At 55.4% G+C, this 21,253-nt stretch carries 19 protein-coding genes, 2 tRNA genes, 1 other RNA gene and 2 pseudogenes; 4 read left to right on the top strand and 20 right to left on the bottom strand.

The window, feature by feature from the left end; translation table 11 throughout:
- Positions 1 to 81: 81 nt before the first annotated feature.
- The 17 genes and pseudogenes from AABO57_25625 to tadA form a co-directional block, all read right to left on the bottom strand.
- Positions 82 to 873, bottom strand: a complete 792-nt coding sequence (locus tag AABO57_25625) for a hypothetical protein (protein MEK6289109.1) — start codon at positions 871 to 873, stop codon at positions 82 to 84.
- Between the two features lie 168 nt (positions 874 to 1,041).
- Positions 1,042 to 1,452, bottom strand: coding sequence for a VOC family protein (locus tag AABO57_25620; protein ID MEK6289108.1), 411 nt, complete (start codon positions 1,450 to 1,452; stop codon positions 1,042 to 1,044).
- A gap of 387 nt (positions 1,453 to 1,839) precedes the next feature.
- Complete coding sequence (locus AABO57_25615; protein ID MEK6289107.1) at positions 1,840 to 2,187, bottom strand: hypothetical protein; 348 nt, start codon at positions 2,185 to 2,187, stop codon at positions 1,840 to 1,842.
- A gap of 4 nt (positions 2,188 to 2,191) precedes the next feature.
- Entirely contained in the window at positions 2,192 to 3,823 is a 1,632-nt protein-coding gene (locus AABO57_25610; protein ID MEK6289106.1) for a hypothetical protein, read from the bottom strand.
- Positions 3,824 to 4,219: 396 nt separating this feature from the next.
- A pseudogene (locus AABO57_25605) lies at positions 4,220 to 5,084 on the bottom strand (DUF4041 domain-containing protein).
- A gap of 777 nt (positions 5,085 to 5,861) precedes the next feature.
- Positions 5,862 to 6,317, bottom strand: a complete 456-nt coding sequence (locus tag AABO57_25600) for a hypothetical protein (GenBank protein ID MEK6289105.1) — start codon at positions 6,315 to 6,317, stop codon at positions 5,862 to 5,864.
- A 510-nt stretch (positions 6,318 to 6,827) separates the two neighbouring features.
- A complete protein-coding gene (locus AABO57_25595) occupies positions 6,828 to 7,829 on the bottom strand; it encodes a hypothetical protein (protein ID MEK6289104.1) in 1,002 nt (333 codons plus the stop codon).
- Positions 7,830 to 7,905: 76 nt separating this feature from the next.
- A complete protein-coding gene (locus AABO57_25590; GenBank protein MEK6289103.1) occupies positions 7,906 to 8,550 on the bottom strand; it encodes a hypothetical protein in 645 nt (214 codons plus the stop codon).
- Positions 8,551 to 9,347: 797 nt separating this feature from the next.
- Entirely contained in the window at positions 9,348 to 9,920 is a 573-nt protein-coding gene (locus AABO57_25585; protein MEK6289102.1) for a hypothetical protein, read from the bottom strand.
- A 283-nt stretch (positions 9,921 to 10,203) separates the two neighbouring features.
- Positions 10,204 to 10,458, bottom strand: a pseudogene (locus AABO57_25580) (tyrosine-type recombinase/integrase).
- A gap of 264 nt (positions 10,459 to 10,722) precedes the next feature.
- Positions 10,723 to 11,322, bottom strand: a complete 600-nt coding sequence (recR, locus tag AABO57_25575; GenBank protein ID MEK6289101.1) for a recombination mediator RecR — start codon at positions 11,320 to 11,322, stop codon at positions 10,723 to 10,725.
- Between the two features lie 72 nt (positions 11,323 to 11,394).
- Complete coding sequence (locus AABO57_25570) at positions 11,395 to 11,715, bottom strand: YbaB/EbfC family nucleoid-associated protein (protein ID MEK6289100.1); 321 nt, start codon at positions 11,713 to 11,715, stop codon at positions 11,395 to 11,397.
- Between the two features lie 74 nt (positions 11,716 to 11,789).
- Complete coding sequence (gene dnaX / locus AABO57_25565) at positions 11,790 to 13,736, bottom strand: DNA polymerase III subunit gamma/tau (protein ID MEK6289099.1); 1,947 nt, start codon at positions 13,734 to 13,736, stop codon at positions 11,790 to 11,792.
- A 140-nt stretch (positions 13,737 to 13,876) separates the two neighbouring features.
- Positions 13,877 to 13,974, bottom strand: an RNA gene (gene ffs, locus AABO57_25560) — signal recognition particle sRNA small type.
- A gap of 112 nt (positions 13,975 to 14,086) precedes the next feature.
- Positions 14,087 to 14,176 (bottom strand) — tRNA-Ser (locus AABO57_25555).
- A gap of 102 nt (positions 14,177 to 14,278) precedes the next feature.
- Positions 14,279 to 14,368: transfer RNA gene (locus AABO57_25550), tRNA-Ser, on the bottom strand.
- 5 nt (positions 14,369 to 14,373) lie between these two features.
- Positions 14,374 to 14,835 (bottom strand): tRNA adenosine(34) deaminase TadA, encoded by a 462-nt coding sequence (tadA, locus tag AABO57_25545; GenBank protein ID MEK6289098.1) that lies wholly within the window; start codon positions 14,833 to 14,835, stop codon positions 14,374 to 14,376.
- Between the two features lie 188 nt (positions 14,836 to 15,023).
- Between tadA and AABO57_25540 the strand changes: the two genes are divergently transcribed.
- Entirely contained in the window at positions 15,024 to 15,854 is an 831-nt protein-coding gene (locus AABO57_25540) for an alpha/beta hydrolase (protein MEK6289097.1), read from the top strand.
- A gap of 11 nt (positions 15,855 to 15,865) precedes the next feature.
- Complete coding sequence (locus tag AABO57_25535) at positions 15,866 to 16,378, top strand: DUF2752 domain-containing protein (GenBank protein MEK6289096.1); 513 nt, start codon at positions 15,866 to 15,868, stop codon at positions 16,376 to 16,378.
- A gap of 11 nt (positions 16,379 to 16,389) precedes the next feature.
- Here the strand turns inward: AABO57_25535 and AABO57_25530 are convergent, their stop codons facing one another.
- The 3 genes from AABO57_25530 to AABO57_25520 form a co-directional block, all read right to left on the bottom strand.
- Positions 16,390 to 16,635 carry a hypothetical protein gene (locus AABO57_25530; protein ID MEK6289095.1) on the bottom strand — a complete coding sequence of 82 codons (246 nt, stop codon included), beginning with the start codon at positions 16,633 to 16,635 and terminating at the stop codon, positions 16,390 to 16,392.
- A gap of 89 nt (positions 16,636 to 16,724) precedes the next feature.
- Entirely contained in the window at positions 16,725 to 17,153 is a 429-nt protein-coding gene (locus AABO57_25525) for a hypothetical protein (protein MEK6289094.1), read from the bottom strand.
- Positions 17,154 to 17,293: 140 nt separating this feature from the next.
- On the bottom strand, positions 17,294 to 18,217 hold the full coding sequence (locus AABO57_25520; GenBank protein ID MEK6289093.1) for a phospholipase D-like domain-containing protein: 924 nt from the start codon (positions 18,215 to 18,217) through the stop codon (positions 17,294 to 17,296).
- Between the two features lie 284 nt (positions 18,218 to 18,501).
- Here AABO57_25520 and mqnC point away from each other — a divergent pair, with 284 nt between their 5' ends.
- Entirely contained in the window at positions 18,502 to 19,590 is a 1,089-nt protein-coding gene (gene mqnC / locus AABO57_25515) for a cyclic dehypoxanthinyl futalosine synthase (protein ID MEK6289092.1), read from the top strand.
- A 92-nt stretch (positions 19,591 to 19,682) separates the two neighbouring features.
- The gene (locus tag AABO57_25510) at positions 19,683 to 21,149 is read left to right on the top strand and encodes a pyridoxal-dependent decarboxylase (GenBank protein ID MEK6289091.1); all 1,467 of its coding nucleotides are present in this window, start codon (positions 19,683 to 19,685) and stop codon (positions 21,147 to 21,149) included.
- Positions 21,150 to 21,253 lie beyond the last annotated feature (104 nt).

Genomic DNA, 21,253 nt, shown 5'->3' with positions numbered 1-21,253 from the left:
GTGGCGTCTGAGGGAGAACGCTTCTGAGCCGCGCCGCGCGAAGTCTTAAGTTGTTGTTAGGGATCAGTGGTCGAGTTAAATCTATGTACATCGCCCGAGTACATATCCTAGGTATCGTTCCAAATATTGTTCAAATTTTTCCATTCCTCTTGGTGTGTACTGGTATTTGATGAGGCGTACATAATTAATGTCAAAGGGGATCTGATCGTCCTGTGTAAGGATTATTGGTGATTTGCCGACCGTGTGAGCAATTCCCAGTTCGTAAAACACATTCGGATTCCTCCCGGTGCAGTCAGCGATGATGACTTTCGCAGAGTTGATTGAATTCCAGATATCTCGGACGATGAACGTCGGGGAGTAGAGATCATCAGCACGTTTAGTGGACAAATCGAGTTTGTCAGTGACCTTTAGGATGTGGTCCGTATAGACGGGCTCAAGGTCCTCAGAAAAGGGCATAAGTACGAATACATCGTGCGCATGATCTTCGCCAGGGGGCCCAAAAACCGGGCGCATTACCGTAGATCCTTCGCGATTCATATTTGCGATATCGGACAGACCAATTTCCAGGGCGGCTTGAACATCGCGCCACAGATCAGTCACGACGAATCGTCCTTCAAGTTCTCGCGGGAAATATGGCTCGCCGTCAGCAACAGGCGACAATGAGTCGTCTTTTTCGATTCGAAGAAAACCGCAAGAGCGAAGGATCTCAACTTGGTGCATCCACCAGCCGCCTTGGTTGGTTTCGCACAGACCGGAAAGCGACATGCCAAGGTAGTCGCAGAGACTTTGCCAACCAGTGATATCGCGGCGACGCATCAGGTCGAGCAACTCGGCGCGACTTCTTGGTCGACGATCTTCTTTCTCTGGGTTCATAACTAGCTTCTCCTGGGAGCCCTAACGTCTGGGATGAGCTGCAGGCAAAAGCGGCGCGCCCTTTGCTCTTCTCTTTGCAAAGGGCGTGTCGCTTTTGACTGTCAGCTCCATCCCTTTGTTAGGCGGCACCGCGTTCCACTCCCGTTGCGATCGTGAATAGCGTGCGGGCTAGTTTCGTGCCATGAACATCCATCGATGTCCTTCTAGATCCTCAACTCGATATCGTCGCGCTGGCGGCCCATCCTCCGGTTCAGACAAGATAACGGCTCCTGCGGCCTTAGCCCGAGCATAGTGCTCATCGACGTCCTCAACATAGACGAGAACACCATCAATGATCCATGGCAGAGCGGACCATGAGGCGGCAATCTCGCAGTTGCCGCGATGTCGCTTGGGGCCTTCATAGTCCGGCGACGGACTGGCCAACATGATTAGTCCATCCCCGATCGACATTTCTCCGTGAGAAAGCCTCCCATCGGAAGACGTGAAGCGAGCTGTCTCCGTGAATCCAAACACTTCGGCCAGCCATTCTAGGGCGGCAATGCCGTCCTCATAGGTCAAAAACGGAACCACGTCTGGCATCTTGTTCTCCTTTCGCCATGCCACGAAGGTTTCGAACACCAAACACGCACGATGGCACTACCGACCCGGCCGTGCCGCCTAACGAGTGGCGTAACCGGGCGCGGCGCAAAAACTGAGAAGGTGTTGAGACTCTCGATTGCCGCGCTCCGGTTCACGGCAGAGTTAGACGCCGTGTTGATGAGCGCCATTCCAATTCAATCTATTTTCCGGAAACTGCTCTTAGCTATACTCGATCTGTTATTTGACATCGTGAAACTTCCAAGCCCTATGTATCCATAGAATAGTTCCGACGATAAAGGAGAACAGCCCAGCACCCAACAAGCCAAACGTGTGCTTCGCTTCGTTGTCGTGTCCATGAACGATGAAGATCTTGTTGTTTGATACCCTCTATGGTCTTCCGATGAGGCGCCTGATTTCATCATCGGAGACAGATTCAAGATCGATTTCTTTCCGACCACTCACTTTAATTCGAACTGGTGTTGGTCGTCCGCTTCTGACCGTCTTGGTCCGCCACGCAATCAGTGTGTTGGCCAATGAGGCCAGCGCCCCAAGGCCGCCCACTATTTCCGCACCGTCCTTGAGTAGAGCGATAATGGTAACCCAGTCCGCATTGAAATTCGAACGGCCGTCATCAATGATGTCGAAGCCCTGTTTGACGGCTGTCAATAGTGCCGTTAGGTCAGCCTCGTTCATTTCAGCGGGGAAGGTTAAGGCAACGTCCAGCGGTTCTCTCATTACTCTATCCTCCTTTGATAACAGGCATGTTGCGCGCCATTTGTGCATGCTTACGTATCCAATCCATCGCAGCGGGCAGCTTATCGCCTGCGATTTTGAGTCCCTGAGACTGTGCCTCACGTGCAGCTTGATAAAACAGCGCCTCTAGTCGTTTCTCGACAGGAGGGTGGCTGGATATGCCCACATGCGAGGGCACATTCTTTTCGATCAAGCTTAATAGGGAGAAAACAAGAAGCGCCTCATTTTCCCAAAGATCTCGCATATTCGGATTGTTGGCTACCGGCGCCAAAACCGGGTGATGGAACCAGATAGATCGAAACATAGAGAACCCAAGAACATCCGCCATCAACTCTTTCGCCTCATTGTAGGAATACACCAGAAGAGGCCTTTCGCCGTGGTGTGCGAGAGCTTCGTCGAATGCACGACTCCTCAGAACAACAGTATCGCAATCCTCGAGATGCCCGAGAGCGACATGCGCGATCTCGTGACAGAGGATGAATAGCTCTGCGCATATGAGTCTGAAACCAAAAACTGCTTGCTCTTCAACTCTTAGGGCGTGGTCAGATTGTGGAAAAGCGAAGCTGATATTTCCCCGCTCGCGGTAGTAGTCACAGATGAATGTGTAGATAGAGTTTCTGTAAGCATTAGCATCAGCATCACGACCTTCCTGATGCAGCTTGACCTCTATGAAAATGGATTCGAGGAAGTAAGACAGGATTTGGAAGAGCCCAGTATCCAACACGATTATGTATCCGTCTTTTGGCGCTCGAAGTGCGCCACCATTAATGGAGCGCACTGGCAATGTACCGAACGCGATATTGGGCAAGAGCTTGAGAACGCTTTCCGGCAAGTACTTCTGCACTGGTGCGAGCAGCATCTCTTGAATGTAGTAGGTTTGGGCAAAGGCAGGGTTTTTGCCAAAGACCGCTTTCGTGATGTCCGGGGCAATCCCCTGGAGAGATCGCCCGAGCATCCACGTGGTGTCGCGCAGCCGGTTATATTCGGAGTCAGAGCGAGGATCGGCGCGAAGCCGCTGAAGGCGAATGAGAAAGCCCTGTGGCGTGTCAGGGGCGGCCTTCAAATAAGCAGCCTCCCACAGGGAGTAGTTAAGATCAAACTCAGCGACTATGGTGCTGGCGGCATCTGAGTCGGCATCTCCGGTTTCGTGAGCCGATGACGGAAGCAGCGCATTCGGGAGTGGTGGTTTCCACCCCGTAGAAATCTTCGCCAGGAGTGAGCGGGCCTCAGTCACGCGGCTGTCTTGAGCACCAACGCCCTGTTCGAGCATTTCGACCATGGCCTGTATCGCGAGGACCGCATCATCGCGCCGATCAAGGCAGGCTAAACTTAAACCAAGATTCCGGTAATACGTGGCAGCCTGTGGGGAAACTTCGGTTTGGGCTGCGCTTACTCGTACTGACTGCCAAAAGAGCTCAACAGCCTCTGCGTGTCGTCCGTCAAATGCTATGATCTCCCCGAGTTTGTTCGATATTGCCGCCGCCTCGGGGGAATCTGTGCCCTGTTTTTCTTGAACTGCCGTTAATAGCCTCCTGAAGATCCCTTCTGCCTCACTGCGCTTGCTGGGATCCAGCAAGATCGACAACGCTTCATCGGAGCTACGGCTAGTGCTTGGCATACTGCCCTCCAGACCAATAACCTGTCTATCTTTCGAACCTCGTTGCCCAGTCGCGACTAGCCTCCGTCAAAGTTCGCGACCTAGACTTGTGGCACTTGCGTCTTTCACAGCCGGCGGCGACATAGGAACCATGGTCTCAGCGGCTACGTGTCCTGATGCGAGCTATTTCTTGTGCTAAGCATCGAGGTTGTAAACGCCTAACGGCCTACGCTTCAGCCGCGTAGCCCGCACGCGAGATCTTAGCACCCACGTTGAGTGTGCAGCGGGCTACGTCGGCTGCAAGCGTGAGTTAGCCGCCGCTCAGGGGACACCCAACTCTCCCAACAGAGTCTCCGATCTTCGCTTTGATGGTGGTGCATATTCCTTCCGCCGGCGTCCTGCTGCCGCGGCGGCGCTCTAGGCGACTCCTGGGCTTACGCGCGCGTTCGCTCCCGACCGCTCCGCTCGCGTAAGACTCTCACGGTACTCGAGCGCATCTGGAACATCCTGATACTGCAACAGCTCGCCCGCCAGTTCGGCGAGGTGAGCCTTCGCGTCCGCAGGTGTGGCCCGGAAGAACTCGCGTCGCTGATTGACCAGGTTCACCCGTTGAGCGGCTAGGCGCTCGTGCATCGCGGATTCGATACCGACGGCGTCTTTCGAGAAGAACAAAGCATGAATGTCGAAGTTGAACGGGACCGAGGCGTCGCTGAGACTCACGGATTCTATCCATTGGGTCCAGTCGGCGTGTCATACCCACCTTGACCATATCCTCGCCGAATGAACCTAGATTCGAAATAACGTACACGTAGCCCGCGCGTATGTTGGCCGCTCGGTAGTCCACGTCCTCGATAGCCCGTTGAACATCCCTCAGCTCATCACGGAGTCGGGCAGCGCCGACGTCATCGCCTTTTGCAACCAAGGCCTCGAGGGCATTTGAATAGTGCTGACGCTCCTTCTCTAGGCGCGCGCGCTCCCTCTCGATTTCCTGCTGCACCTTACGCTCTTCACGCAGACGGTCTCGTTCAACACGCTCAGCTTCCTTTTTTTCGGCCTGCTTCTGCAGAAAGTCAGCGGTCAGCTCAAGCTCACGCACGCGCTCCTTCAGGTACGGCGTCGATATCTTGATGTTCATCGTCTTCCCAAGGCGCTCGATGACTTCCGACACTTTCGTGAGCCGCTCGATCGCGGCGTCGAGCTTGTAGGGTTTCAGACCTCTGACCAAATTGTCTGCCTCAGCGTTGAATGCCCGCAGTAGCAGCTTCGAGAAGTCTCGTACCATTGCCCGACCTTGCACGATCGATCCATTGACAGTCCAGTCCGTCGCCGCGAGAACTGCGCCGCCGTCCTTTCGCGCCATCGCCTTGATTCTCTCCTCCATGGCATCGAGTTCCCTCTGATAAGCGACAGCATCGGTCAACGGATGTCTATACCGGTATATCCCGACCTCTTGCAGCAGGGCCAACTCCTCGGTCACAACGATCGCCTTCCGCGCCTCATCAAGCTGCGTACTGGCTGCGCACAGCGCTTCCGCAGCATCCGCGCGCTCTCGTTCTAGCCGCGCTGCTTGCTCAACGATCTCGCGCTCAAGACCGGCTCGCTTGGCCTCGAGCTGAAGAACCGACAGAGCTCCGAGCCTCGCTAGCGTCTCTCTCGACTGGTCACACTGCGCTCTGAGAGAGTCGACCTCCGCAAGGAGTTCGCGCGCCATCTTCCTCGCCCCGAACAGCGGAATGGGCCGACTGGCTTGGTCGCCTTTCATATTTCATTACTCCTCTCACTTCACTGGCGCGCTTCCCGTCGTCGCGTGTTCTAGCAGCGCATGCCGTTCACTTTCGTCGGGCTCAACGGTCGTGCTATCAGGCGGTACGCTAACGCCCGGCATCACCCGCGCCCCAATTCAAGATTCATAAGAGGCAGCGTGATGGGGCGTCGGGTGCATGCCGTTGTTAGGCCGCACGCTTTATGAAAGCTGGTTCCGCTCAGGTTCTTGACTCACATTGAGCCGGTTCCGGTGCAAATGCTGATTCGGCCGATGGCTACAAGGTCGAGCCTATTACTAAATACTCGGCCCCGTCATGCCGATGGTAATCGTCCCGTCGGGTTTGTGAACCTCGATAAAGCACGCCCCGTCTTTGGCTGAGCCATGAACACCGAAGCCAGCCGACTTGAGCAACTCAACTGCGTCCATTCGTTCGGCTGCCTCCCGAGGCAATACCCAGACCGCTTGCCATCCTCGCTCCCTGAGGCGCTGCCACTCCGACACAAAGTCGTGGATTTCGCCCGATGCCTGTAGCCTATCGAGCATTGCGCCTTGAAGAATCGCTACCGTCGGCTGAACTTCAACTTGACCTACCCTCTCATCGAAATCTGAAACGAAAGCTCGCCAATCGCTATTGAGGCCGAAGTCCAATACAAGAAACTTCGATTCGAGTTGCCACACCTGCGGCTGAGTGCTGGGATGGATAGTGACTATCTTGTGACCCTGGGGAACTGTCACGAATCCGTCATTCATGCTTTGATACACTCCTTTTCTGCTGACGATAATACTGAAGCCGCCTAACGCCCGAATTAACCGGGCGCGCAGACAACGTCATAAGCGACAAGTCTCGCGCATGAAAGCAACGCTATTCGCGCTCCGGTTGAATGACTTGTTAGGCGGCGTGCCCACGACCGGCACGCGCCCTCATCCAGTCAAAGTACACTCCGCGATCAAGTGTGCGAATTATATCGACTGGTACGGAGAATAGATCCGCACATCGCTACCCTCGAGTGCCTTCATCAGCTCTGGGCTAGGCGTCCCCAAGATTTCGCCCGAGACGGAGCTTGTCGCAAAAATTGCGTCCATCGTCTCTCCGAGTTTCGCGGTGTGCTCAAGAAGAGCCTCGGAGTTCCGATATCTCTCGTGCACTACACACTCGGACTGATCGTCGCTGAAGAACCAGTCGTACTGCAATGTCCCGGAATCCTTGGTGCGATTCGATTCCATGCACTTAACGGCGAGGATTGATACCGAAAACCAACCTCACTTCTTGCGAACCCAGATGCTGTCAAGGTTTGCGGCGTGTTCAAGACTGGTAAATACCTGGGGCGGAATCTCACCGTCATACCAGGGGCCCGTGATCTTCATCAGCGTCGCGTCGGGCAGCTCCAGCCAGCCGCGGATAACATACTTCGATATGCTCTTGCCTCGGACGATAGAAAAAACCGACCCGTTGATCGCGACGGTTCCGGTTGTCTTGTCGGAAAGTTTTCTGCCGTTTCTGATCTCAAAGAAATCGTTCAGATAGCCGCCGCTCTGTGTGATGGCGTGCTTGGTTCTGAACGCGAGCCTGTCTGTCCCAACGTAGTCTCCCGTGTTGGCGCTGTAATACGCCGTTGCGATACGACTATCGCCCTCGCCCCATTCCCCCGCCAGATCGGCGACGGTGAGCTGCCGCGTCGGAAGTGGGATGATGAGTTTGCCGTTGGCATCGACAGCCGCCGGGGCAGGTGCGGTCGAAGTTTTTGCCGGCGCGGCGGGTTTATCCAACTCCAGCGCGCTGACAAAATCATCCACCTGTTTTACATATGCCGGATCATTGAAAACAGCCAGCATGCTGACGGTTTGCCCGAATCCGCTGATAACGGTTAGAAACGCCAGAGCTTTGCCGGTATCCGCCACAACCGGAGAACCGCCCGAAAGTATTGTCCAGCCTTCAGCCGATTGCGTGTCCGGCTTCGGATTTTCATCCGCTTTCATCTGCCCCGCGACCAGATTATTCCATTCGCGCGTGAAGTCTCCGGCCGGATTTCCAGTGCCGTTTGTTGCGCCGTAAAGCGTGACAATGCAGAATACGCCGCTCTGTTTTATATCGCTGAACGCCACCACGTTTTCCACCTTTGCCGTTCTAGTCCAGCCTCTCGGAGGCGTGTATTGGACAATGCCCAGCTTCTCGGTTTGGCCAAGAGCCACGTGCGGGATCGAGAGACCGCAAATAAACGCAAAGAACAGACCTGAAAAAATTTTGTGACTAGACTGTTTCATGAATATTCTCCCGGGTTTTCCAAACGAATTGTTTGATGCTCGCCCTTTAACGAACAATTCGGATTAGCGCCTACAATCATGCGCCAGGGATCCGTAGTCGATACGAAAGGCAGCGAAGCCCGCCGACATTTGATACCTTCAGCGTTTGAAGATCAAGCTTTTTTCCCTGTACCCAGGTGATGCTCAAGTCCTCGCTTATCCATTTCGCGTAATCCTTACAAGTTTTCTCCTCGCCTCTTTTGTCGGAATCTGAATCGAATACCACAAATCTTCCATCGACGAGTTTTGGTTCTCCAGTGTAAGTTTCTTCAGTTAGCCACTCACGCGTCTTCAAATTGTAGATTGTCAAGTCGCGATAAGGCTCGACACTGGAATCTTTGTTTACGAACAACAGCGAGCCGGAGAGCCCGAAAAAAAATTGATCGCTGGATTCGGTATCAAAATAAGAACTGCCTGTTTCCTTGCAGGCGCTTTCCGCAATAGCCGAGGCTTCGCGCTTGTAAACTGTAACGTTTTCTCCTGTGTCTCGACGTTGGGAAGTCTTTACAATGTATTCGCGGAAAACCAGACACATTTCACCATCTGACGATTTCTTAAAAGCCGGTGTTTCCGTACCAGGCATAAGCTTGTATCCATTTTCCTTCGCGACAGCCTGTCCGGCTGCGGACGATACCAGAGCCAACAAAAACATCACGATAAGAATCGTTATTGTGTATTTCATTACATGCTCCAACAAAGTTCGATAGGAAAGGGCCGAGAACTTAGGCTAAAGTTAAGGTATGACAATCAAATGCCTCAACCGACACTCTGCCGCGACCATTAAAGCACTCTTTGGCTTGCAGCCGAAAGTCTTAGCCGAAGTTTTGTTGCTGACGCTGTCGGAATTAGAAAGCCAGCGGACTGCAAGATTACAGAACCGTCCGCAACGCAAACGTCGTTTTCATGAAAGAGACGGATGCCCGCGTGAGGTGACGCCCTGTCAGAGAGTGTTGATGTGTCTGCTTTATTTGCGGCACCACACTTCTTACTAAGTCGTCGGACGGTTGTTCGAGAAGAGCGTCCGAGTCACGATATCTCTCGTACACCACACACTCGGAATGGTCGGCGCTGAAGAACCAGTCGTACCGCAGCGTCCCGCGCTCCCTGGTGCGCGCCCGTTCCATGCACTTAGCGGCGAGACGCTTGAATTCCTCAAGCTTTCCCTCATGAATCATAAGCCTGGCTATACCCTGAATTTCGTTCATCGTTTCCGCCTCTGGTAAGTAATTTTTCTCAACAATCGAGCGATAAGGTGGCGAGCGCCGCCTAACGCTCACGGTCAGCGGGCGCGCGCGAGGCACTCCGATTAACCATGAAGAATCCGCTTCGCGCGCTCCGCTGCACCGTGTTGTTCGGCAGAGGGAGTTGCGCCCGTCAGAACGGGGAGCGGTAGCGACTCGGTAAAAAGGCAAATCGCAGTTGTTCGGGACACTTGGTTGTTCATATTCAATGACTGCATTTGTGCCAGTTAATCCAGAATCATTTAGGACACGGACCACGACGGACTAGCTTTCGGCGCAACATCTTCCCTTGGCGATTATAGGTTGGTTTATATTCCAAACATTCTGTCAGCTTATAGCGTCTACCATCATATTTGAGAATCATTGCGTAAGCTCCACCATCATGCCGCAAATCTCTATAACCGTTACTGACGGTATCCACGGGAGCGGTTTCAGAAACATCGCCCATATAACCCGCAAAGAGCATTTCATACTTGCCCGCAACCGCCCTGTAAATCCAGCCCGAACAAGTGTGATTACCACAGAGGCTCATTATCCACTCTGGCCTTCCATCTTCATTAAGATCGACGCTCCGGGTGGTGACACTTTTGACAAACCACTTTACGTCATCATCTCCACCCCCACCGCACATTTGGCACGACTTGACCTTCGCATTATCGTCTCTCGCCATTTGTCGGGCAAGTGCTTCAAGCATTTGGACGTTAGTTATTTCAGGTTTTGCTGATTTCGATTGCTTACTTTGAGACTGAGCCGATTCACGTATCGCAAACAGTAACATTACCGTGACAACTAGAATAAATAGAGTTTTCATTGTGCCTCCCACATTGGATTGAGTACTAAGAAAAGGGCGTTGGTAAAGCTTGCCGCGCCACTTATTTCACCGCCGCCGCCGAACATGAATTATACGGCCCTGTATAATCCTTTTATCCAGAAGATTCTTTCCGCATAATCCAATGCGATCCGAGACCGTCTGGGTCCGTTATTCTGTCATCGTTCAACAGATTACTTCGCAGAAGCTGATGTAAATTCTCGAAGTGTTAGCCAGACCGTTCGTTTCCGCATATTCCCGCTTTGTATAATCAGGTGGCTGCGACTCACAACAGATCCGCCGGGCTGCGCACGCCCCGGCCGCCTTTGTTCAACACGTGAGTGTAAATCATCGTGGTATTGAGATCGTTGTGTCCCAACAACTCCTGAATCGTCCGAATATCGTAGCCATCCTCCAGCAAGTGCGTAGCGAATGAATGCCGCAACGTATGAGGCGTGGCCGGCTTGCCTATGCGGGCGCGATTGACGGCCAGCTTCATTGCCTTCTGCACAGCGGTCTCGTGAAAATGATGTGTTCGGGTGCTGTAATGCCGGGTGCGAATAGCCTGCCGGACCTGATCTAAGAGTTTCGGCTTAACTGCGGCTGCTTCCTGCGGCTGTAGTCTGCTCCTGGGCGGCACACGTGAGACGGGGATCTGCATGGCAAGCTCCGTTTACGGGCGCGACTATACACCGGTGACGGATCAGTGGCAAGCCTGACAGGATTTCAGATTACGAGATCGTTCTGCGCCAGCGGCACGACCGCAAGGCTTCTCAAAACCGATTTATCGCCAACGCACGACCGCTTATACCTCAATCCGGTTCGTGAGTGCCTTGTGCATCGTCACTTCGTCGGCGTACTCAAGGTCTGACCCTACAGGCACGCCCATCGCTATGCGAGTGATTCGCATGCCGAGCGGCTTCAGAAGCTTCGCCAGGTAATTTGCCGTTGCTTCGCCTTCGGTGTTGGGGTTGGTAGCCAGGATGATCTCTTCGACGTCTTCCACGCGGAGCCGCTCGAACAGGTTCTTGATCTTCAGTTGATCAGGCCCGATCCCCCGAATCGGCGACAGCGCGCCGTGAAGCACATGATAGAGACCCCGGTACTCGCGAGTCTTTTCGACAGTGACAAGGTTGAAGGGTTCTTCGACGATCAGAAGCACTCGCCGGTCGCGCTGCGGGCTCGTGCAATAACGGCACGGGTCGACGTCGGTGATGTTGTTGCACAACGAGCAGAAGATGATCTTGTCTTTGACTTCCTGGATGGCTTCAATCAAGCGGTCGGTCTCTTGCCGATCGGCACGCAAGATGTAAAACGCCATGCGCTGAGCCGACTTCGCCCCGACGCCCGGCATCTTCTGAAGTTCATCGATGAGCTTGGTTACGGGTTCTGCGTAGTCGAGCATAGTCTCGCTTTCAGAGGGATGACGTTGATGAACAGATCTTGCGCCCGCAGGCAAGGGTCTGACGCGCAGGCGTCAGAGCAGCCCGTCGGGCAGCCCCATCCCTCCGAGCTTCGAGCCGAGCTTACCCTTCATTGCCTCGTCGGCTTTTCTGGACGCTTCATTGACCGCCGCGATGATCAAGTCCTGAAGCATCTCAACATCGCCGCTTTTTACCGCTTCAGGATCAATCTTAAGATCGACCAATTCCTTCGAGCCGTTCATCGCAACGCTTACGACTCCTCCTCCGGCACTCGCATCCACGCGAATGCGTTGCATCTCGCGCTGCATCTCTTCCTGCATCTGCTGCGCCTGCTTCATCATCTCCTGCAAATCCAACCCGCCTGGAAATTTCATCGTCTTGCCTCCTGCTTTTCGACAACTAGGACCTGCGGCTCGCTCAAACAGACAAACCGCGCTGCCCGCGAGAGCTACTGCTCCGGTTTTATGACCTCGATGACCTCACCGTGAAACTTGTCGACGAGCGCTCGAAGTTTAGGTTCATCCTGGGCTGCGTCTTTGATACTCTCTTTTCGCTTTGGGCCGCGCTCGCTTCCAGTCGCGGCGTCGATGTTTGCGGCTTCCGCTTGGCCGTCGATCGAAGCCCGAAGCGTGAGCCTGCGGCCGAGAACTTGTTCGCACGCATCTTCTATCGCGATGCGTCTGTTGCGATCTTCAATCTCTGCTTTGCAGTTGCTGTTCTCAGGCGAATACGCGACGCGAAGAGAATCACCATCGATCGAGATCGTTCCTTTGTCGAGTGCCGCTACAACCCTGGTCTTCCCCTTCGCTTCGAGTGCATCTTTGATCTTGTCAACAGGGCCTCTCTCGCTGCTCGCGATTTTAGGGGGGGAGGCCGGTTTTGGCGCACGACTGGGCGCGACGTCGTAAGGCTCATCAATCGGGGGCGGCGGGACCCCGACTTCAGGAGGCGGAGTCGGTTCGGCGCTCAGGCTCGACCGCGCTGGAGTGGCGCTCGCCGCCGCTGCTGTTGGCGGTGCAGAACCGGCGACTTCGGCAGATGTCGCTATTTGCCCTCCCGCTTGAGGTTGTTCCGCGGCTGACTGGCCATCGCGAGCCCGAGTTGCCGGCGGCGCAGCGCGCGGCGTTGTTGACGAACGAGTCGAGTCCTGAGCTGGTTGCGAGGCCCTCTGCGAGCCTCTCTGCGAACCTCTCTGCGAACCGGGCCCCCGGCCCGGTGATGAACTCGACGGAGGTCCTGCGACGCCAAGTCTTGATTCGAGCGCTTCAATACGCCCAAGAGCTTCTTCGAGCAAGAAGAGCCTGCGCGCCTGCGCCAGCTTCACGAGTCCCATCTCGAGTTGAAACCGCGGCTGCGATGACAATCGAATGTCCTGTTCGGTCTTGGTAAGGATCGAAAAGAACCGCAGCAGATCCTGCTCTGAAAAGGATTCGCTGAGCCGCGTGAGTGTATCGGCCTCGCTTTCAGGCAACTGGACCAGCTCCGAATCGAATCCGGCGATCTTGACCACGAGCAGCGCGCGGATATGCACCATCATCTCGCGGCAGAAGTTACGCAGATCGTAGCCGCGCGAGACCACTTCATCGACTATGCGAACAAGACGCTGGGAGTCTTGATCCGCGATCGACTGAAGAGTGTTGTTAAGCGTTTCAGTATCGACAAGCCCGAGGGCCGCGGACACGTCGTCGTCGCTCACAGTCGAGCCGGCAAAGCTTATCACCTGATCGAGCGCCGATTCAGCATCGCGCATCGAGCCCTCGCCGACCCGCGCGATCGCAAGCAACGCTGCGTCGCTGATCTCGATCTTCTCGGCAACCGCTATCCGGCGCAGTTCCTGAACCATCTTCTTAAGCGTTATTGAACGGAACTCGAATATCTGGCAGCGCGACAAGATCGTATCCGGAACCTTACCCTGTTCGGTGGTCGCCAGAATGAAGACGACTCGAGGAGGCGGCTCCTCCAGCGTCTTGAGCAGCGCGTTGAATGCCGCCGTCGAGAGCATGTGAACTTCATCGATGATGAAGATCTTGTTGCGGTCGCGCGCGGGCGCAATAGTTATCGAGTTGATAATGACGTCGCGCACATTGTCGACCCCGGTGTTTGATGCGGCGTCGATCTCCAGAACGTCTATCGACCGCGAAGCTGTGATCTCGATGCAGGAGGAGCAAGCGTCGCAGGGGGTTGTGGTGATCCGCTCCGCGCAGTTGAGCGATTTGGCCAGGATTCTCGCAGTCGTGGTTTTCCCAACTCCGCGCGGCCCCGTGAACAAGTAGGCGTGATGTATCCGCTCGCTCTTCAGCGCGTTGTTAAGCGTGCGAGTGATCGCCTCTTGTCCGATGACCTGATCGAAGGTTTGCGGTCTGAACTTTCGGGCTAGTACGTGTGAGTCCGACATGATTGAGGTTCGCAAGATCAAATGAGCACTGCGGTGAAACGCTACTCGATGTGGCGCAGACTTTAGCCTATGGAAATCGTTAAATTGGACCCTCGCACACAGACTAAAGTCAGCGCCACGCTCCCAGGCAAAAACTGGTCAGGCTCCGGAGAGGCCGCGGCACATCCGAGGACCGCTACCGTTGCTCCGTTCCCGGCCTGGCGGGGTTTGCAGCCTCGCGATTGCACGGCGTCCGGAGCCTGATAAAACAGAACGCGGAAGGCAGAAAGCAGAAGGCAGAACCAAGTTGGCTTTCACTGACTCTGTTTCTGCCTTCTGCTTTCTGCCTTCTGCCTTCTGCCTTCTGTTTCTGGCGGAGAGGGTGGGATTCGAACCCACGGTACAGTTTCCCGTACACAGCATTTCCAGTGCTGCCAGTTCAGCCACTCCTGCACCTCTCCTGAATCAGCGGGCAGTAGGCGGAAGGCAGAAGGCAGAAAACCGAGCAGGGAACTACCCGCCCTTGCTGCCTACTGCGCGCTGCCTACTGCCTTCTGATTCTCTGGCGGAGAGGGTGGGATTCGAACCCACGGAACCCTTGCGGGTTCAACGGTTTTCGAGACCGCCCGATTCAACCACTCTCGCACCTCTCCGCATGCTATAGGGTGTTACGTCTTTCGCGAAAAAAGGATTGTAGCACCCGCCGACATTCGTCCTCAAGGATGCCGCCTTCGACGCTTACCTGATGATTGAGGAAATCGGTTGAACAGATACCGAAATGAGTTTCCACCGCGCCAGCCTTCGTGTCCTTCGCGCCGTAGACCAAGCGTGCAATGCGCGCATGCACCAGCGCACCCGCACACATCGCGCAAGGCTCGATGGTCGAATACATGGTTGCGCCCGTAAGCCGGTAGTTGCCAGCGGCTCGCGCAGCTTCTCTCAGAGCGACAATCTCGGCGTGTGCAGTCGGGTCGCTCGCTCTAATCACGCTGTTGCGACCGCGCGCTATCACGATTCCGCCGAGCACAATAACCGCGCCGACTGGAACCTCGCCGTCCTGGCCCGCGGCATCGGCCTCGGCCAGCGCTTGTCGCATGAACTCTTCGTCAGCGTGTTCCATGTTGCGTTTCCAACCGTTGAGACAAATGCGAATGTTACTGAGGCCGTTTGAGGAGTGTCAAGAAAACGGCTAGCGGCTCGACGCCCGATTGCAATGACGGGACGCGAAGTGCAGAATCAACGTCTCGATGCGGGAAGTGCGGCTGTGCGTGACCGCCAGGTAACGTAGCACGTCGGTACGGAATAGAAATGTTTTTGGACTCCAACAGCGGGCCGCTTTACTACGAGATCACCGGCGACGGGCCCCCTCTTGTTTTTGTTAGCGGATGGGCGATGTCGTGTGAGTGCTGGCGGCCGGCGGTAGCGCTGCTCAAGAACCGGCATCGGTGTGTGATGTACGATTCACGCGGCGTAGCGCGTTCGCAGCCTGCTTCGATCAACGCAAGCTTCACTATTGAAGACCATGCCGAGGACTTGCACTCGGTCGTTAGTGCGGTGAATGTCTTCGACGCTGTCATCGTCGGCCACGAGATGGGTTCGTTGATTGCGGCGGTCAACGCGGACCGCCATCCGCAAGACCTGCGCTCATTGATCGTCGTTAGCCCCCGCCGAGGCTTCGCGCAAGATGACGTCAAGGACCTCGCGGTGCTCACGCCGGCCTCGCTTGCGCTGCGTGAGTTAGCCGCGTATCCGCTTTTGCGAAACCTGGTCGCGAGAAGATTCCGCCGCGCTCCTCAGCCTTATCGCGACCGCCTGTTCAACGATTTTGCGAGTCTGAGCCCGCGCGCTGCTTATGACACGGCTCTTTCAGCATCGACCGGGGAAGCAGTCGCTTTACTTGAAGACGTTATCAAACGCACCAACTCTCCGACCCTGCTGATCTGTGGAGAGAAGGATAAGAAAGGCGCGGCGGAAGCGCGCAGATTGTTTTCGTTGGCAAGAGCTGGGAGGCTGGCGACAATGCGGGACTGCGGATTTCTGCCTATGCTAGAATACCGGCGGCAGTTCGTGAAGCTGGTTGAAGATTTCGTCTCAGGTCGGGAAGAGGCCGCGAGTGGTCGAGCCCTTCGCAGATTGTGAGCCGTGCGCTTATGGAAGTTGACTCGGCAATCGGACACCAAGTTAATAACGCGGTTGAACCTGCGAGGGAAGGGCAGTCCAAGAGGCTCGCGGTGTTTGCGCTGATTGGACTATCCGCCGTGTTCCTGGCGAGCGTGCTGTTCAAGCCCTCCGCCAGCGAGTATTTCACCATCTGCGGCTTTAAGAATTTCACAGGTCTGCCATGCCCCGGTTGTGGGCTGACCCATTCGTTCTGCGCGCTGGGCAAAGGTGACTTCGCGAACGCTTTCGGCTTCAACCTGCTCGGGCCAGTCCTGTTCTTGGGTTTGGTTGTCGTCTGGATAAGGTCAGCGAGCGTGCTGTTGAACAAAAGCAGCGTAGTTCAGCGGATTGATCATTTCGAGGAGCGGTTCAACCTCGTGCGCGCTTTCGCAATTGGGCTTGGAGCATACGGCTTCGTCCGAATTATTTACTTGCTTGCTTATCGTCCGTTAACCTTTCACGATAGCCCTCTGTCGCAGCTCATTGCGCGGCTCATTCACTGAACTATCGTCACTCAGAGCAACCCCATCCTCTGCAGAACTGATCTGGGCCACAGCTCCAGCATCATTCCGAATGGATCGCGGATGATCATTCGGTCCGCGCTTTGATCGACCACTTCGATCTTGTATTCCGTCAGCCGCCGCGCCAAGGCAGCGAGATCTTCATCATCAATGGTGAATGCCAGGTGGTCGATCTCGGACTGGGTGTGCTCCTGTTGACGCTTCAAGAACCCGATTCTGAACCATTCGCCGATCTTCAAGTAGGTACCGTGAACTCATGCGGTACTCGCCAACCAGCAAAGTGATCCGGCATTAACGCCGGTCGATCTTCTGCCCGGCTTCACTATTGTTACGATTTCCTTCGCTGCTCGCTGCGGAAGAGGCGCTGGATTTCCGGATCGCTCAAGCGTTCGCGGTCAGAGTGGCGTTCCTCTACCTCGCTGACTCCGCTTGCTCGCCTCAGCAGGCTCAGCGCCCGGTCGCGCACCTTCTTGATTTCCTTCCGGCCGTCTTCGAACTCAATTTCAACCGCGGCCGATTCATCCGCGCCGAGCACGCGAGTGACAGTGCCGTAGAGCACGCCGGAAGGCATGGCGAAGCTCACCTCGTCGCCCTTCTTGAAGTCTGTCCGATGGCCTTTGTTCATACTTGTGTACCTCGATTGATTCTTGCCGGCCGCGGCTTCTGAGTTTGCATACGCGCCGCGCCACATTTGGGACAAGCCCACTTGCGCTTCTTGTGATAGCTGCGCTTCTTCTCGATCATCTTGATTCGGCATCGAAGGCAAGTCATAGGAGTGTGTGATGCGTGAAACGTGATGCGTGAAACGTGATGCGTGACCGGACCGACAGTCGAAGTAAGCGTTTAATCAGACTCATCCGGTCACGCATCACGTTTCACGCATCACGTTTTCACGGATCACGCATCAGCTACGACGCCCTCCGTGGCCGCGCGCATCTCAGTTGTATTCTCCCAGTCTTCATCGAACACGCGTTCTATTTTTCGCGCCATCGCGTCGTCTTCCACGATGATCCCGACTTCGCGCCGGCGATCCAGGCTCTCGTCGCGGATGTTTTGGCTGCCTATGAAGAACCTGCTGCCGTCAACCACGACGCACTTTGCGTGCAGCTTGTAACGAGCGAGCTTGCGCACATGATAGTTCGGCACTACCTCGTGGTAGGAGGTATCTTCGCTGATTATCTTTACGCTGCACCCGGCGGACGCCTTGCGCAGAAGCAGCCCGATTGCTTGCTGGTCCTGGACCTTCGCATCAAGTATCCGAATCGTCCGTTCCGCTGAACCGAGCAACTCCATCATTTTTTGACGGCTGTTGTATGGACTGATGAGCAGCGGCGAATCGCTCGGCTTGAAGCTCTCGCCGGACCAATCGCAGTCGAACAGACGGCTCAACTCGGTTGCGATCTCCTGGTCTCGTATCAGCAGACCGAAGTCCCGCGCGTAGTGAAGGTTCTTTTGAGTAGGATTGAAGGTCAAGATCAACGATACCTGATTATCGATGGTCATTATCTTGTAGTGATACCGTTTGATCTTTTCCTTCCGCGCTCTCGGCACGGTGACCTCGATGCCGACCTTTGACAGTTCTTCCGCAAGCCGTTTATTACGCTTGGTCCAACCCTTCGAGGCCGGAGCAACCAGGGCTTGCACCTTGACTCCGCGAGACACGGCGTAGGTCATCGCCTCGCGGACGATGGGATCGTTCATTCGAAAGATGGTCATCTTGATGCTGGAGGTGGCGCTGTCTATCGCGTCGACGATCGGGAAGAAACTGTCGCCGGGTTGGACTATCAACGATATGTTTTGGACCTTATTGTATGCGTCCATCGGCGTGAGTGTTCTCGATAGTTAATATTGGCGAGAGACCAACACGGTTTCCCGGCGCGGCAAAACGGGAGCGCAACGCTTGACCTAACGGTTTACCACAGTCATTGGTCATTTGTCATTCGTCGTTGGTCATTGGTCATTGGTCATTTGTCCCTTGCTTACCTTTGCCATTGACGAAGAACTAATGACCAATGACCAATGACCAATGACAAATGACCAATGCCTTTGCCCCGTTTGTTTTTGATTTGGGTTCCTCGTTGGCTATAATCCCGGCGAGGCTTGCTATGGAAGACACCTTGGAGAGAACCGAAGTAGGCGATTTGCTCGCCCGCGTCGAGGCGCGCGAACGGCTGACGTATGAAGAGTGGAAAGCGGTTGAGGACTCGGCTTCAACTGAGGAACTCGGGCGCCTGGCTGACAAACTACGAAAGGCGTTTCACCCCGATGACGTCGTGACCTACGTGGTCGATCGCAATGTCAACTATTCAAACGTCTGTGTTTCGGTATGTACCTTTTGCGCTTTCTATCGAAAGCCGGGCTCGCCCGAAGGCTACGTTCATAGTTACGAAGAGATCTTCCGCAAGGTCGAAGAGATGATCGAGCTGGGCGGCAGCGGAGTGCTGATGCAGGGTGGTCTTCACCCTGATCTTCCGCTTGATTATTACACCGGACTTTTGCGCGAACTGAAAACTCGATACAAGATTCATCTCCATTGCTTCTCCCCGCCGGAGCTCGATCATCTAGCCAAGATCACCGGGCTTGGAGTCGAAGGGTTGCTTCGCGAGCTTCGAGAGGCGGGTCTTGACTCGATACCCGGCGGCGGCGGCGAGATCCTCGTAGACGAGATTCGACGCAAGCGGCGCACTCATTGCAACACCGAAGAGTGGCTGGGCGTGATGGACGTCGCGCACACGATGGGCATACCGACTACGGCAACGATGATGTTCGGGATGGGCGAGACTCGCGATCATCGGCTTATGCACTTCGAAAGATTGCGAGAGCTTCAAGACCGCAGTCCTGGATTCGTCTCATTCATTCCGTGGACGCTTCAGCCTGACAATACGCCGATCGGCAAGCGGTTTCCTGATCGCATTCCCGGCGATGAGTATCTGAGATGGCTCGCAATTGGTAGGTTGTATCTAGACAACATTCCCAATCTCCAGGCGTCGTGGCTCACTCAAGGCCTCGATGTCGGGCGGCAGGGCTTGCACTACGGGGCAAACGATCTGGGCAGCACGATGATCGAGGAAAACGTCATCACTCCGGCGGGAGCGAACCACCGCGCGACTGAAATGATGCTGCGAGAGGCGATCGTCGCGGAGGGCTTCACACCAGTGAAACGCAGAGCGGATTATGTTCGGCTCTCCGGATGATGTGACAACTATGATGCCCGCGCGTCTTGCGCGCCCTTTTTCAGGCCGTGCCACGTTGCGGCGAGAAGATCACACCCATACCCATCACCAGAATGAAACCCGAAACACCAGGATCACAACCAGAGTACATCGGCGATATGACCGCCGAGGACTTTCGGCGTTACGGCCATCAGGTTGTCGAATGGATTGCCGACTACCTCTCTCACCCTGAGCGCTATCCTGTACTCTCTCAAAATCAACCTGGCCAGGTGAAGCAAGCGCTGCCGACGACCGCGCCGGAACGTGGCGAAGCCATGCAAGCGATGCTCGCCGATCTGGAGCGCGTGATTGTCCCCGGAGTCACGCATTGGAATCATCCCGGCTTCTTTGCCTACTTTGCCATCAGCGGTTCCGCGCCGGGCATATTGGGCGAGATGCTGAGCGCGGCGTTCAACGTGAATGCAATGTTGTGGCGAACGTCGCCTTCTGCAACCGAGCTTGAAGAAGTCACGCTCGAGTGGCTGCGCAAGATGCTCGGATTGCCGGAATCTTTTGAGGGAGTGATCTACGACACCGCTTCGATATCAACCCTGTGCGCAATTGCAGCCGCTCGCGAAGCCGCCGGATTGAACGTGCGCGAGCAAGGCCTCGGAGCGACAGGCGCGAAGCTGCGCATGTACGCCTCCGAACACGTGCACTCCTCAGTCGATAAGTCGGCGATTACTCTCGGCATCGGACAGGCCGGCCTGCGCAAAATCGCAACCGACGCCGACTATCGAATGGATGCCGGCGCACTCGCGCATGCGATACAGGAGGATCGCGCAAATGGCTGGCGGCCGTTTTGTGTCGTAGCGACCACGGGCACCACTTCGACGACCAGCATCGATCCCGTCCCGGCTATCGCGGATATCTGCGAGCATGAAGGCTTGTGGCTGCACGTGGACGCGGCTTATGGCGGATCAGCGGCAGTCGTGCCGGAGATGCGATGGGTGCTCGAGGGGGCCGACCGCGCCGACTCTTTAGTCGTGAATCCTCACAAGGGCTTGTTTGTTCCGGTCGATCTGAGCGTGCTCTACTGTCGAAGGATGAACGTGCTTCGCGGCGCGTTCAGCCTTGTGCCTGAATATCTGCGCACCGCTGAAGGCGACGAGGTCAAGAATTTCATGGACTACGGGCCTCAACTTGGCAGACGTTTTCGCGCGCTCAAGTTTTGGTTCGTGATGCGCTACTTCGGGGTCGAAGGTCTACAAGCGCGCATCCGGCATCAGATCGCGCTGGCTGGCGAGTTCGCGAATTGGGTTGAGCAGAGCGAAGACTTCGAGCGGCTCGCCCCGGTTCCATTCAGCCTTGTGTGCTTCAGGGCTCATCCGCAAGACGTGTCGAACGAAGCCGACCTCGATACCCTGAACGAACGCTTAATGGACGAGGTGAATCGCAGAGGGAAAGTGTACCTCTCTCACACCAAGCTTGCTGGGAAACTGACGTTGAGGCTCGCGATAGGGAACATCCGCACGACGCGCGAGCACGTGAAATTGGCGTGGGCTGAGTTGAATGAGGTACTGGCGGGGATTAGAGGATAGAGGATAGAGGATAGAGGATCGAGGATAGAGGATAGAAGATAGAGGATAGAAGATTGAGGATAGAAGATTGAGGATAGAAGAAGATTGAGGATAGAAGATTGAGG

Source organism: Acidobacteriota bacterium, from assembly GCA_038040445.1.
GTDB lineage: Bacteria > Acidobacteriota > Blastocatellia > UBA7656 > UBA7656 > Onstottus_A > Onstottus_A frigus.
The sequence above is the reverse complement of the archived record's forward strand: the minus strand, read 5'-3'. Positions and strand labels throughout refer to the sequence as shown.

What these genes read in the sequence shown, in the direction of transcription:
- AABO57_25625 (MEK6289109.1), bottom strand. Translation starts at nt 873, where the DNA reads ATGAACCCAGAGAAAGAAGATCGTCGACCAAGAAGTCGCGCCGAGTTG.
- AABO57_25620 (MEK6289108.1), bottom strand. Translation starts at nt 1,452, where the DNA reads ATGCCAGACGTGGTTCCGTTTTTGACCTATGAGGACGGCATTGCCGCC.
- AABO57_25615 (MEK6289107.1), bottom strand. Translation starts at nt 2,187, where the DNA reads ATGAGAGAACCGCTGGACGTTGCCTTAACCTTCCCCGCTGAAATGAAC.
- AABO57_25610 (MEK6289106.1), bottom strand. Translation starts at nt 3,823, where the DNA reads ATGCCAAGCACTAGCCGTAGCTCCGATGAAGCGTTGTCGATCTTGCTG.
- AABO57_25600 (MEK6289105.1), bottom strand. Translation starts at nt 6,317, where the DNA reads ATGAATGACGGATTCGTGACAGTTCCCCAGGGTCACAAGATAGTCACT.
- AABO57_25595 (MEK6289104.1), bottom strand. Translation starts at nt 7,829, where the DNA reads ATGAAACAGTCTAGTCACAAAATTTTTTCAGGTCTGTTCTTTGCGTTT.
- AABO57_25590 (MEK6289103.1), bottom strand. Translation starts at nt 8,550, where the DNA reads ATGAAATACACAATAACGATTCTTATCGTGATGTTTTTGTTGGCTCTG.
- AABO57_25585 (MEK6289102.1), bottom strand. Translation starts at nt 9,920, where the DNA reads ATGAAAACTCTATTTATTCTAGTTGTCACGGTAATGTTACTGTTTGCG.
- recR (MEK6289101.1), bottom strand. Translation starts at nt 11,322, where the DNA reads ATGCTCGACTACGCAGAACCCGTAACCAAGCTCATCGATGAACTTCAG.
- AABO57_25570 (MEK6289100.1), bottom strand. Translation starts at nt 11,715, where the DNA reads ATGAAATTTCCAGGCGGGTTGGATTTGCAGGAGATGATGAAGCAGGCG.
- dnaX (MEK6289099.1), bottom strand. Translation starts at nt 13,736, where the DNA reads ATGTCGGACTCACACGTACTAGCCCGAAAGTTCAGACCGCAAACCTTC.
- tadA (MEK6289098.1), bottom strand. Translation starts at nt 14,835, where the DNA reads ATGGAACACGCTGACGAAGAGTTCATGCGACAAGCGCTGGCCGAGGCC.
- AABO57_25540 (MEK6289097.1), top strand. Translation starts at nt 15,024, where the DNA reads ATGTTTTTGGACTCCAACAGCGGGCCGCTTTACTACGAGATCACCGGC.
- AABO57_25535 (MEK6289096.1), top strand. Translation starts at nt 15,866, where the DNA reads ATGGAAGTTGACTCGGCAATCGGACACCAAGTTAATAACGCGGTTGAA.
- AABO57_25525 (MEK6289094.1), bottom strand. Translation starts at nt 17,153, where the DNA reads ATGCCGAATCAAGATGATCGAGAAGAAGCGCAGCTATCACAAGAAGCG.
- AABO57_25520 (MEK6289093.1), bottom strand. Translation starts at nt 18,217, where the DNA reads ATGGACGCATACAATAAGGTCCAAAACATATCGTTGATAGTCCAACCC.
- mqnC (MEK6289092.1), top strand. Translation starts at nt 18,502, where the DNA reads ATGGAAGACACCTTGGAGAGAACCGAAGTAGGCGATTTGCTCGCCCGC.
- AABO57_25510 (MEK6289091.1), top strand. Translation starts at nt 19,683, where the DNA reads ATGAAACCCGAAACACCAGGATCACAACCAGAGTACATCGGCGATATG.